An 11,851-nucleotide genomic window follows, 5' to 3' on the forward strand; every position below is an offset into this window, starting at 1 on the left:
AACAAAGACAAACCCTGTATGAGTCATCCTCAAAGAAGGGTTTGTCTTCAGTCTGAAGCTGGCTAATGGCCAGCTTTTTTGATTGTATAAATGAATTCGTTTACTTAATTTTTATTAGAAATTCCTCTTGAAATCCTCATGCAATTTTAATAAAATAAACCTACTTTATTTTCTGGAGGGATTAGTATGAAGAAGAAAGATCTATTAGCTATTGGTTTTATGTTATTTGCCATGTTTTTTGGAGCAGGTAACTTAATCTTTCCAGTTGCTCTCGGCCACGAAGCAGGTCAGAGTTTATTACCAGCTATTTTAGGTTTCATCATTACCGGCGTCGGGTTGCCATTATTGTCGATGATTGTTGGCTCAAGTTTAAAAGGCGGTTATTTTAATGCTTTGAGTAAAATTAACTCTGTCTTTGCGATTGTTTTATTAACTTGTAACTATTTAATCATAGGGCCCTTGTTTGCTATTCCGCGGACGGCCACAACTACTTATGAGATGTCCGCTCTTCCATATATATCTAACGCTAATGGGATTACTTTAGCCCTATTTACCTTCGTCTTTTTTGGCCTTGTTTTGTGGATTTCATTAAATAAGAATTCGATAGTTGATGCGATTGGCAAGTGGCTGACGCCAGCTTTGTTAATTTCCTTAGTCATTTTTCTAGTAAGATCCTATTTCCTTTATCGAACAAATGAACCTTCTGCTCCGATGAAAATAGCATATCAAAACAATCCTTTGGCTGAAGGTTTTGTTAAGGGTTATGCTACTATGGACACACTTGCCACATTAGCCTTTGCTATTGTTGTTAAAAGTGCTTTTGAAACAAAAGGTGTCTTTGATCAAAAAACACTATTAAAAGAAGGAAGCAAGGCTTCATTAATTGCAGCAAGCTTATTGGGACTTTTCTACTTTGGTCTAGCATGGGTTGGTAATCATATTAGTCTAACAGAGGCTCTGCCTGAAGGTCAAAATCTTGGAACTTTTCTATTACAGACTATAGCAAATAATGCTATGGGGCAATCCGGTGTTGCTTTGTTAGGAATTATTGTCTTTTTAGCTTGTTTAACCACCGCTTGTGGCCTAGTAGCAGCAATTAGTCAGTTTTTTCATGATCTATACCCTAAGATTTCCTATCAAAATCATGTTATCATAATGACTGCTGTGTCATGGTTAATGGCCAATCAAGGATTGGATCAAATTATAGCGACTAGTGGTCCTGTTTTAGAGATAATTTATCCTGTCACGATGTCTCTTATTTTCCTTGTCATCTTACATAAAGTGCGACCACTTAACAGAATGCAATTTTTATTACCTCTACTGTTCGTCTTATTAGTTAGCTTTTTTTCTGTTCTATTGAACGCTAAAGTCATCGAGTGGAAGTGGCTTGTAGATATGCCCCTAGTAAAAATTGGCTTTGCATGGATTCCAACTCTCGTCCTTGGAACTTTAGTCAGTGTTATTTTTGTCGACCGTTCCCAAAGCTTAGACTTTACTGTCTAAAGAAATTAAAGCATTTGCCTAATAAAATTTTTAATAATTTATTTTCAAATTAACATTTCAATAAAGTGATAAAAAAATGCTGGACTTAGATCCAGTATTTTTTTATTGAATTTTTTGATCTAGAGAATGCACAATCTATAATTACTTAATTCATTGAAATAAAGTCGTTCTTATCCAATAAAGATTGTGAAGAAAATCAAAGAAAAGAAACTATTTAAATGAATAATATGCTCAACAAAAAAATAAAGGTCGTTCATATTTATTTATTCACAATATAAATAAAATATTAACCAAAAATTAACTAAAAAATTTCACTAAATAAATCAATAAATTTTTTGATAGTTACTCATATTATATTTTAGAGCAAAATAAAAATTTTAAAAGATAGCTGTATGTCAATAAAGAAAGCGTTGACAAATAAACAGGTAAAAGGTAGACTGAAAATATGAATCCGCTTGCAACGGAATGAATATTTATGGAAGGAGGATAATGGGTAAGTTATTGTTATCTGGTCTTTGTGAAAAACTTCACTTTTAAGAGAGTTGATTTTTCAAATAAATAAAGGAGCAATTATGATGAAAAGAAAATTAGGATTATTTACGTTATTGTTAATGGGCGTATTTTTATTAGTAGGCTGTTCTGGTGGAGGAAGTGGCGAAACTTTAACAGTTGCTGTATCTGGGGATGCAATTTCACTCGATCCGATTGCCACCAATGATAACCAGTCCAGTCATGTTATGACTCAAATATATGAGGGATTAGTTAAAATCAATGATGAGGGTAAGGCAGAACCTAGCTTGGCTGAAAGTTTTGATCAACCTGATGAAACAACATACGTTTTTAAATTAAAACAAGGGATCAAATTCCATAATGGAGAAGAATTAAAGGCATCTGACGTTGTTTTTTCTCTAAAACGTGCGATTGAAGCACCAAACGTGAAGCACTTATTCGAAACAATCGATATTGACTCTGTAAAAGCTACTGATGACTATACAGTAGAATTTAAACAAACTGAGCCGTTTTCTGGTATTTTAGCTGCTTTATGCCACCCTGGTGCATATATCGTAAATGAAAAAGCAGTAAACGAAGCAGGTAATGATTACGCACGTAATCCTGTAGGAACTAACGCTGTGAAATTTGTTAAGTGGACCAAGGCAGATTCTGTTGAAATGGAACGTTTTGATGATTACCATGGGGAAAAAACTGAATACAAGAATTTAATTTTCCGTGTAATCCCTGAACCAAGTAACCGTGTGATTGAGTTGGAATCTGGTGGGGTAGATATTGCTTATGACATCTCAGCAATTGATCTTGAGAAGGTTGAAAACAATGATAAATTACAATTATTGAAATCTTTTGACTATGGGACAACTTATTTAGGATTTAATATTGCTAAAGAACCATTTAATGATCCAAAAGTTCGTGAAGCGATTTCTTATGCAATTGACATTGATTCGATCGTTAAAGCTGTATTTAAAGGATTAGGTCAAACAGCTACAGGTGTAATGTCACCTACGTTAGCTTATTCTATCTCTGATGAATATGAGCCACGTGCACGCGACGTTGAAAAAGCGAAAGAATTACTAGAAGAAGCTGGTTTCCCAGATGGCTTTGAAACTTCTATTTCAACTAATGAAAACAAAGACCGGATTGATATGGCAACTGCTATGAAGGAACAATTATCAGAAGTAGGTATTGATGTTTCAATAAACGTATTAGAATGGTCAGCATTTAACGAGTTAATTAAGAATGGTAAACACGATATGTTTGAAATTGCATGGACAGCAGATTCTCCAGACCCAGATACTTTCTTATATCCATGCTTCCACTCTTCAGCTAAAGGTGAAGGCGGTAACTACATCTATCTTGAAGATGATGAGTTAGATAAGATGTTAGAAGAAGCCCGTTTCTCTCAAGATGATGAGGAGCGTGCAGACCTTTACCGTCAAGCACAAGAACATTTAATGGATATCACAGCTTGGATTCCAGAGCACAATAAAGAATTGACAGTGGGTGCTCAAAAAGATGTTAAAAATATTAAACTTTCTCCATTTGGATGGTATCAATTAGCGCCGGTAACTAAGGGAGAAAAATAGTTCATTGTATTCTAGAGGAGATGGAAACATCTCCTCTATCTAAAGAAGAGGGTGCGTTAAAACATGCTAAAATATATATTAAAAAGGCTACTGTATTTAATTCCTGTCATTTTAGGCGTCTCTTTTATTGTATTTGCTTTGCTTTATATCACTCCAGGAGATCCTGCACGAAATGCTTTAGGACCTTCTGCTTCTGAGGCAGCAGTTAAGGCTTTAAGACTAGAAATGGGATTAGAAGATCCGTTCTTAGTACAATTTGGTCGTTACATTAAGAATGTATTTACTAAATTAGATTTAGGAACTTCCTATATTACTAAGTCTTCAGTTGCAGCTGAGATTTTTAACCGAGCAGGTGCTACAATAAAATTAGCATTTCTTTCCATTTCTTTTGCTGTTCTATTAGGTATTCCAATTGGAATTATCTGTGCGATTAAACAGTATTCTATTTTTGATAATATCGCTATGGTTTTTGCTTTAATTGGTATTTCAATGCCAGTATTCTGGTTAGGACTTTTACTTATTATGTTATTCTCTGTTAGACTAGGCTGGTTCCCATCATCAGGATTTTCAATGCCATCTCAGATGGTTCTTCCTGCTGTTGCCTTGGGATCCCAGTCCGTTTCGGTTATTACGCGGATGACTCGATCTTCAATGCTGGAAGTTATTCGACAAGACTATATTCAAACAGCAAAAGCCAAGGGTCAGCGGCAAAATGTTGTCGTTTGGAAGCATGCGCTTGGAAACGCCTTGATTCCAATCATTACAATTGTCGGTACTCAGTTTGGTCAGCTTATGGGGGGAGCCTTAATGACAGAGGTAATCTTCTCAATTCCTGGTATTGGTCGTTTGATGGTTGACTCCATCAAGATGCGTGATATGCCGATGGTTCTGGGATGTGTTCTCTTTGTGGCGGTAACCTTTAGTATTGTTAACTTAATTGTGGATATCCTATATACCTATGTTGACCCACGAATTAAGACAAAATATGTGTAAGGGGGTATCAACATGGAAAATCCTAAATTAAACTCTGAAAAAGATGAAGTAGCTGAATTAGACCGTAATCAGATAGTTAGCGGAATGGAAGAAGAGCATTCAGTTGTAAAGGACCATTATCTGAAAGAGCAAGAACATAAGCGTGGTCGCTTCCGTGGTCTGCAAGACATTTGGATTCGTATGAAACGTAATAAATTGGCAATGGTGGGTCTCTTTATTATTGGACTTTTGGTATTAGTGGCTATTTTTGCAGATCAGATTGCTCCTTATGGTTTTGCTGAACAAAACCTACAAAATCAATTTGCACCACCAAGTTCAGAACATCTATTTGGAACAGATGATTTGGGTCGTGATATTTTTTCTAGGGTTATTTATGGATCAAGAATTTCCCTAAAAGTTGGATTTATTTCGGTATCGATTTCACTGATTATTGGTGTAGCGATTGGAGCAGTGACAGGTTATTATGGTGGTCGAGTAGATAATATGCTTATGCGCTTTATTGATATTCTACAATCGATACCAGATATTCTATTAGCGATTGCTATTATGGCAGCTTTAGGGCCCGGATTGGCAAACCTTATGATTGCTGTAGGGATTGCAGCTATTCCCGGTTATGCGCGTTTAGTACGCTCCTCTGTGCTTTCTATTCGTGATATGGAATTTGTGGAAGCAGCTAAAGCAAATGGTTCGAGTGATTTTAGAATTATCTTAAAACATATCATTCCAAACTGTATGGCACCGATTATTGTTCAAGCGACCCTCGGGGTTGCCTATGCAATTATTAATGCTGCTGGTTTAAGTTTTATCGGTTTAGGATTAGAGCCACCAACACCAGAGTGGGGAGCTATGTTATCAGGTGGTCGTTCTTACATTCGAGATGCTGTACATATGACCCTCTTCCCAGGACTGGCTATTGTTACAACGATTTTTGCATTAAATGTCTTAGGGGATGGTCTGCGTGATGCACTCGATCCTAAGCTGAAGCGCTAGGGGGAAAGATTATGGTGGAATTATTAGACTTACGAAATGTTAGTGTACAATATGAGACAGATTCAGGAACTGTATACGCAGTTAATAATTTGAATCTGTCAATCGGTAAGAAAGAGACCTTGGGGTTAGTTGGAGAAACTGGTGCAGGAAAAACAACAACGGCTTTAGCTATTATGCAATTAATTCAAGATCCTCCTGGTAAGATTACCTCAGGTGAAATCTTACTTGAAGATCAAGACTTAATGAATGTTAAAGAAAAGGATATGTTCAATATCCGAGGCAATAAAATTTCGATGATTTTCCAAGATCCAATGACTTCATTAAATCCGATAATGACCGTTGGAGATCAAATTAAGGAAGTTATCGAACTCCATCAAGATCTTACTAAAGAAGAAACCGTTGCAAAAGCAGAAGAAATGTTAGAGTTAGTTGGAATCCGTAAAGAAAGATTGAATGACTATCCACATCAATTCTCTGGTGGTATGAAGCAGCGGGTGGTTATTGCGATGGCTCTTGCATGTAATCCGGAATTAATTATTGCCGATGAACCGACAACGGCTCTCGATGTAACCATTCAAGCACAAGTACTAGAATTAATGAAAGATTTAAAAGATAAATACGATACATCAATGATTTTAATCACTCACGATTTAGGTGTAGTCGCTGAAATTTGCGACTATGTATCGGTTATTTATGCCGGTACGATTGTGGAACATGCTTCTGTTGAGAGTTTATATGAAGAACCACTGCATCCTTATACGCGAGGTTTGTTTGATTCCATTCCAAGTGCCGATGAAGATGTGGATAAATTAAAAGTCATTTCTGGCTCAACACCGGACCCTTCGGATTTACCGTCAGGCTGTCGCTTCCATCCAAGATGTAAACATTGCATGGAAATTTGTAAGTATAAATTTCCAGAATATCGTGAAGTAAAACCTGGTCACTATGTAGCTTGTCATTTATATAACCAGGAAGGGGGAGAAAACCTTGACTAACAATAATCAAGAAGCATTGATTAGTGTGCGTAATCTTAAAAAATATTTCCCCACTAAAGCCGGTGATTTAAAAGCGGTTGATAATATTAGTTTTGATATTAAAAAAGGTGAGACTTTGGGTCTAGTGGGTGAGTCTGGTTGTGGAAAGTCTACGGCAGGACGTGCCATTATTCGTTTACATGAACCAACGGCCGGTGAGATTTACCTTGAAGGTAAGAACATTATGGAATACAAGGGCTTGAAAGAAATGCGCTTGATGCGTCAAGAGATGCAAATAGTTTTTCAAGACCCTTACTCTTCTCTTAATCCAAGGATGTCCACTTTTGACTTAATAGCTGAGCCCTTACGTGTTAATAAATTGACAAGAAACCAGGCTGAATTAGAGCAAAAAGTGTATAAAATGATGGAGACGGTAGGTCTAGCTAGACGGTTAGCTGGTTCATTCCCACATGAATTAGATGGCGGACGGCGTCAAAGAATTGGTATTGCTAGGGCACTTATTCTTCAACCGAAGTTTCTTGTTTTAGATGAACCGGTTTCTGCCTTGGATGTTTCCATTCAGGCTCAAATCTTAAACTTGATGGATCAACTGCAAGAGGAATTTGGTCTGACTTATCTCTTTATTTCACATGACTTATCAGTTGTTCGGCATATTTCTGACCGGATAGCTGTTATGTATCTTGGTCAGATCGTGGAATTAGGTACTTATGATCGGATTTTTGAAAATCCATTACATCCTTATACGAGAGCTTTACTTTCAGCTATTCCGATTCCAAAAGTTGGAGTTAAACGAGAGCGGATTTTCTTAGAAGGAGATGTACCAAGTCCGGTGAACCCTCCAGAGGGTTGTCGTTTTGCTGGTAGATGTAAACACTGTATGGAGATTTGTAAGACAACTCCAGTTGAACTCAGAGAAGTTGAACCGGGTCACTTTGTGGCATGTCACTTATACAATGATATTAAATTTGCACAGTCGGTAGAATTTCCTGAAGAACAGATGAAATTGATTTAAATTAATATCCCTTCTAAAACACCTCTGTACTAGGTAGTTAGAAGGGATTTTTATAATGATTTTATTTCATTAAGCAATAGTTGATTTGTTTCTTTTGGAAATTACCTTTCATATAAGCGTAGTTAAAAGCTTTATTCTCATAAAAGCTTTCTAAGTCAGAGGATTTATGCGAAGGAGATGTTTGAGCCAATCAATTCATAGTTTTTTCGTAATTATTGAAGATAATAAATTTTTATCTTAACAAGTTAACTTTGCAAATATACAATTTAAGAAAAGTAAACATGGCAAAGGGGAGATAAACTTGGAAAAAGATGATTTTTTAAAGCTGGCTCAAAAGGAAAAAAAAGATGAGGGAGAGATTTTTGTTAATGATAAATCGAGCGTTTGGATTTCGAGGGCATTAATTGGTATCGCTGCATTTATTTCCGCTATTAAAGAATCGCAGAATCTCCCTTTTTTGGATATTCTTGCCATGCTGTGTCTTTCAATTGGGGTAGGAGAATTATATAAATACTTTGCAAGGAAAGAAATAAAATATTTATTTTTGTTTATCCTATTGTTTATAGTGGGAATAGTTGCAATAGTGTTTTTTTTAAAGGATCTTTATTATGGATGAAAAGTTAAAACTAAAGAATAATCTAAAAGGTTTACGAAAAGAATTAAAACTAACTCAAGAAGAATTGGCAAAAATGGTTGGAGTATCTCGAAATACTATTTCCTCAATAGAAACAGGTCAGTATAACCCAACTGCAAAATTAGCCTATTTACTATGTTTAGCACTCGATAAGAAATTTGAAGAAATTTTTTATCTATCTACTGGAGATAATTAATACGATATTTTAATCAAAATTTATTCTTAACTAAGATTTTATAGAATATAGTTTAAAATGTAGGTAAAATCTGTAGAGTTTCCAGCAGATAAATGAAATTGATTTAAATAAGAACCCTCTTAAACACCTTATCAAGTTGTTTTAAGAGGGTTTTAGATTTTGAATATTTTACTAATTGAGACAGTAGTTAATTTCTTTGTTTTCGAAATCACCATTGGCATAGCTATATTCAAAGGCCTTAAATGCTTTAAAGGTATTTAAATCTAAAGATTTTGTTTGTAGTAAATAGTTGAGTAGAGCCCCTCTCAATTTTTTACTGGTGGCTGAGGGTGCTTTTTTACTTAATTCTATATCCTTATAAAAGTTAATTTGAATGAGTTGCATTTTTTTAGGGTCTAGTAAAGAAGCAAACTCATTAGAAGCGAGATTAATGACGGTTTGTTCTTCGAAAGCTTTATTATAGTGAGCTTTCCACAAGCTTTTCAAGCTTTGATTTTTGATTTTTAGCGAGGTATTAAAGTCTAAACGGTAGGGATTGATTGGTTGAATGGGAGAGATTGGCCCATATAAAGCAGACAGAATTTTAAGATGGTTTTTAGCATAGTTCAAGTCTATTTTATCCCATTTGATTTGCCGAAAGGCTAGGCCTTGATAGACTTGATAGGCAGGACGAGCTGTTTTTTTATTAATGACTTGATAACGATGATAGATATCTTGAGCAAGTTCAGCTGAGCATTTAAAGAGTTTTTCTAACTCAGTCGTATCTTTTAAGGCAAGCTCTTTAATAATGGCTTGGACGGGATCTGATTGTGGTATTAAACCATTACCGACTATCGTATCCATCTCTTTACTGGGAGAGAAAATAATTAAAGTCATAGGCACACTCCTTTATTGGGCTTTAGCAACGGATGGAGCTTTTGGTAAGTCAAAGCTAGGAAAATGTAGTTCGAATTGACCAATAATTGTTGATGAAACTAAAGTGGTAATAAAAGAAAAGATCAGGTGTTGTGGAGCAATATATAGCAGTGAAAGTAATAAAACCACGCCATCTGTTAACAGATAGGCTTTTGTAATCGAGACGTAGGCCCTCTCAGAAATAACCATTGCCAAAGCATCATCGCCCCCTGCGGCACAACCTTGACTGATACATAAACCACATCCTACGCCGATTGCAACGCCTCCTAAGATAGCAGCTAATAAAGGCCTATCATAAAGGCTTGGAAGAACAGGTCCCATCCAAAGACAAAGGCGATAGAAAACAGCAAATAGAAAGGATGCGTGAATGGCACGGCGAATAAAATCTTTACCTAATAAGGATAAGCCAATAAGGTAGCAAGTAATATCTGCTAAAAAACTTAATTTAGATGGCTCCCAGTCAAAGAAATGATAGCAGAAGAGAACTAAACCAATGACACCCCCTTCTGTAATTTTAGCGGGTATATGAATGTTCACCAAGCCAAAAGCCATGATAAAGGCTCCTAATGCAATAACCAATATTTCTTTTTTACTTAATAAAAAGCGACTCAAAAAGCGCTTAAGCATATTTACACTCCTAATTTTTATTACACGAAGTCTCATTAGGACACAAAAAAAGACTGCTTGTGTCGTAGGCTAACCTCGTACGGCAATCTTAAGATGGTATGGATGCTTTTTTTGTTTGCTAATTTTTCTTTTGGTAAAACTCTGAGCTTCTAGTAATCTTTTTAGCCTTTGCAGACCCCACATCAGGTTTCAACTAGGCTCTTTATCGACGATATAAGCATCAGATAAACCCTACTGATCGAAATGAACGAACCAGTATCCATCGTAAAACGATACTATAAAAATTATAGCACGAACTAGGAATTTGGCAAATAAAATTACCCTTTTAAAATTATTGCTTTTCTTAAAAGTTTAGCTTGCCTAACAAAATAGAATAGGGTAAACTAAGATTTAAAGGAAATGAAGTACTTCCTATTTACCTTCAGCAAGGTAGATAAACCGCTAATTAGCTGATGACTTCTGTATGCTTTTTTGGCATACAGAAGTTTTTGTATTTTAAAGGAGGAAAAGCAATGTTGTGGAGTTTAGGGCTTGTCTTGATATTGGGGTGGTTGTTTGGAAAACTATTCGAAAAAATTAACTTACCAAAACTGTTAGCCTATTTGGTATTAGGTATTTGTTTAGGTCCAAATGTTTTCAATTTATTATCTGGTGAATTAACACATTTGGCGGGAGAAATTCGTCAAATTGCTTTGATGATTATTTTGATTAGAGCTGGACTAACTTTAAAATTTTCGGATTTAATTAAAGTAGGAAGACCAGCTATTTTAATGTGTTTTTTACCTGCAATTTGTGAAATTTTAGCTATTGGTTTGATTGGACCTTATCTTTTAAACATATCTTATGTTGATTCATTTTTATTAGCTAGTGTACTGGCGGCTGTATCACCTGCGGTATTAGTACCGAGAATGGTGGGGTTAATTGACCGAGGATTAGGAACTAAACAGGCCATTCCTCAAATGATTTTAGCAGGCGGGACAGCAGATGATATTTTAATTTTTGTATTATTTGCAGCCTTTATGCAATTAGCTCAAGGTCAAGGTGTTTCAGCATCAACGGTATTATCTGCACCTATTTCAGTAGTCACAGGAATATTTTTGGGGTTTTTAGTGGGGCATAGCTTAAGTTATTTCTTAAACCGCTATCAGTGGGAAGGGCAACAAGCTTTAATTGTCTCTTTAGCTATTTCTTTTTTAGTTCTTGGTTTAGAGAGCTTATTAACTGACATCATGCCTTATTCAGGTGTGCTTGCTGTTTTAGTGATTTTCCTAATTGTGCAAAAGAAAGCGCCGCAAAGGGCTGTCACTTTAACAGCCTCGTATCAAAAAATTTGGCAGTTTGCTGAAATTTTCCTCTTTGTCTTCCTAGGAGTGATTGTCAATCCGAGTTTAGCCTTAGAAGCGGGCTGGCCGATAGTAATCATTATTGTAATAGGTCTTATTTTCCGTATGTTGGGGGTTGCTTTATCCATTTTAAAGACACCATTTGCAAAGAAAGAGCGTTATTTTATTATGGGAGCTTATTTACCAAAAGCTACGGTTCAAGCTTCCCTCGGTGGACTCCCATTAATGGCTGGTATTGCTAGTGGTTCTTTAATTTTAATAGCCGCCACTGTATCTATTTTAATAACAGCTCCATTAGGCGCTATCTTTATTGATTATTTTGCGCCGCTTTGGTTAGAACATGAGGATACTTCAGTCAAATAATTAGCACAAAAAGCCATCATGATCTGTTGTGGCACTGTACCCCATAAATGGGACAGAATAAAAAATACCTCTGTTAGGCTGCTTGTTGTCGGTATTGAATCGGTGACACCTAGCCTAATTTTTGTTGAACTCGCTTATGATTAACAGTTTTTTCTGTTTCTAAGTTGATTAAATGGGTGATTTT

The 11,851-nt window shown here is 35.9% G+C and carries 11 protein-coding genes and 1 riboswitch; of the genes, 9 read left to right on the forward strand and 2 right to left on the reverse strand.

What is annotated here, in order from left to right; genetic code table 11:
• Positions 1-186 precede the first annotated feature (186 nt).
• The 8 genes from brnQ (at position 187) to ACQV2P_RS08125 (ending at position 8,419) form a co-directional block, all read left to right on the forward strand.
• Positions 187-1,503: a branched-chain amino acid transport system II carrier protein gene (gene brnQ / locus ACQV2P_RS08090; protein WP_428875067.1), complete on the forward strand. Its 1,317-nt coding sequence runs from the start codon at positions 187-189 to the stop codon at positions 1,501-1,503.
• Positions 1,504-2,078: 575 nt separating this feature from the next.
• The gene (locus ACQV2P_RS08095; protein WP_428873075.1) at positions 2,079-3,599 is read left to right on the forward strand and encodes an ABC transporter substrate-binding protein; all 1,521 of its coding nucleotides are present in this window, start codon (positions 2,079-2,081) and stop codon (positions 3,597-3,599) included.
• A 63-nt stretch (positions 3,600-3,662) separates the two neighbouring features.
• A complete protein-coding gene (locus ACQV2P_RS08100; protein ID WP_428873076.1) occupies positions 3,663-4,592 on the forward strand; it encodes an ABC transporter permease in 930 nt (309 codons plus the stop codon).
• A gap of 12 nt (positions 4,593-4,604) precedes the next feature.
• Positions 4,605-5,582, forward strand: coding sequence for a nickel transporter permease (gene nikC, locus ACQV2P_RS08105; RefSeq protein ID WP_428881943.1), 978 nt, complete (start codon positions 4,605-4,607; stop codon positions 5,580-5,582).
• Between the two features lie 11 nt (positions 5,583-5,593).
• Positions 5,594-6,577 carry an ABC transporter ATP-binding protein gene (locus tag ACQV2P_RS08110; protein WP_428873078.1) on the forward strand — a complete coding sequence of 328 codons (984 nt, stop codon included), beginning with the start codon at positions 5,594-5,596 and terminating at the stop codon, positions 6,575-6,577.
• Positions 6,570-7,589, forward strand: a complete 1,020-nt coding sequence (locus ACQV2P_RS08115) for an ABC transporter ATP-binding protein (protein WP_428875065.1) — start codon at positions 6,570-6,572, stop codon at positions 7,587-7,589. Before ACQV2P_RS08110 ends, ACQV2P_RS08115 begins: the two co-directional genes overlap by 8 nt.
• Positions 7,590-7,890: 301 nt before the next feature.
• Entirely contained in the window at positions 7,891-8,205 is a 315-nt protein-coding gene (locus ACQV2P_RS08120) for a DUF6442 family protein (protein WP_428894865.1), read from the forward strand.
• A complete protein-coding gene (locus ACQV2P_RS08125) occupies positions 8,198-8,419 on the forward strand; it encodes a helix-turn-helix transcriptional regulator (RefSeq protein ID WP_090289833.1) in 222 nt (73 codons plus the stop codon). The genes ACQV2P_RS08120 and ACQV2P_RS08125 overlap by 8 nt, the downstream gene beginning before the upstream one ends.
• A 171-nt stretch (positions 8,420-8,590) precedes the next feature.
• Here the strand turns inward: ACQV2P_RS08125 and ACQV2P_RS08130 are convergent, their stop codons facing one another.
• The gene (locus ACQV2P_RS08130) at positions 8,591-9,295 is read right to left on the reverse strand and encodes a YaaA family protein (RefSeq protein WP_428894866.1); all 705 of its coding nucleotides are present in this window, start codon (positions 9,293-9,295) and stop codon (positions 8,591-8,593) included.
• Between the two features lie 12 nt (positions 9,296-9,307).
• Entirely contained in the window at positions 9,308-9,961 is a 654-nt protein-coding gene (locus ACQV2P_RS08135; RefSeq protein ID WP_428894867.1) for a YitT family protein, read from the reverse strand.
• Positions 9,962-10,347: 386 nt separating this feature from the next.
• Positions 10,348-10,430: riboswitch (Fluoride riboswitch) on the forward strand.
• A 43-nt stretch (positions 10,431-10,473) separates the two neighbouring features.
• On the opposite strand from ACQV2P_RS08135, the gene ACQV2P_RS08140 reads away from it, so the two are divergent.
• On the forward strand, positions 10,474-11,667 hold the full coding sequence (locus ACQV2P_RS08140; protein ID WP_428894868.1) for a cation:proton antiporter: 1,194 nt from the start codon (positions 10,474-10,476) through the stop codon (positions 11,665-11,667).
• The last annotated feature ends 184 nt before the right edge of the window (positions 11,668-11,851 follow it).

Origin of the sequence: Facklamia sp. P12932, from assembly GCF_050409545.1 — a bacterium.
Taxonomy (GTDB): Bacteria; Bacillota; Bacilli; order Lactobacillales; family Aerococcaceae; genus Facklamia.

Excerpts from the sequence above, each read along its gene's own strand:
- ACQV2P_RS08140 (WP_428894868.1), top strand. The coding sequence starts at position 10,474 with ATGTTGTGGAGTTTAGGGCTTGTCTTGATATTGGGGTGGTTGTTTGGA.
- ACQV2P_RS08135 (WP_428894867.1), bottom strand. The coding sequence starts at position 9,961 with ATGCTTAAGCGCTTTTTGAGTCGCTTTTTATTAAGTAAAAAAGAAATA.
- ACQV2P_RS08095 (WP_428873075.1), top strand. The coding sequence starts at position 2,079 with ATGAAAAGAAAATTAGGATTATTTACGTTATTGTTAATGGGCGTATTT.
- ACQV2P_RS08110 (WP_428873078.1), top strand. The coding sequence starts at position 5,594 with ATGGTGGAATTATTAGACTTACGAAATGTTAGTGTACAATATGAGACA.
- nikC (WP_428881943.1), top strand. The coding sequence starts at position 4,605 with ATGGAAAATCCTAAATTAAACTCTGAAAAAGATGAAGTAGCTGAATTA.
- ACQV2P_RS08130 (WP_428894866.1), bottom strand. The coding sequence starts at position 9,295 with ATGACTTTAATTATTTTCTCTCCCAGTAAAGAGATGGATACGATAGTC.
- ACQV2P_RS08100 (WP_428873076.1), top strand. The coding sequence starts at position 3,663 with ATGCTAAAATATATATTAAAAAGGCTACTGTATTTAATTCCTGTCATT.
- brnQ (WP_428875067.1), top strand. The coding sequence starts at position 187 with ATGAAGAAGAAAGATCTATTAGCTATTGGTTTTATGTTATTTGCCATG.
- ACQV2P_RS08125 (WP_090289833.1), top strand. The coding sequence starts at position 8,198 with ATGGATGAAAAGTTAAAACTAAAGAATAATCTAAAAGGTTTACGAAAA.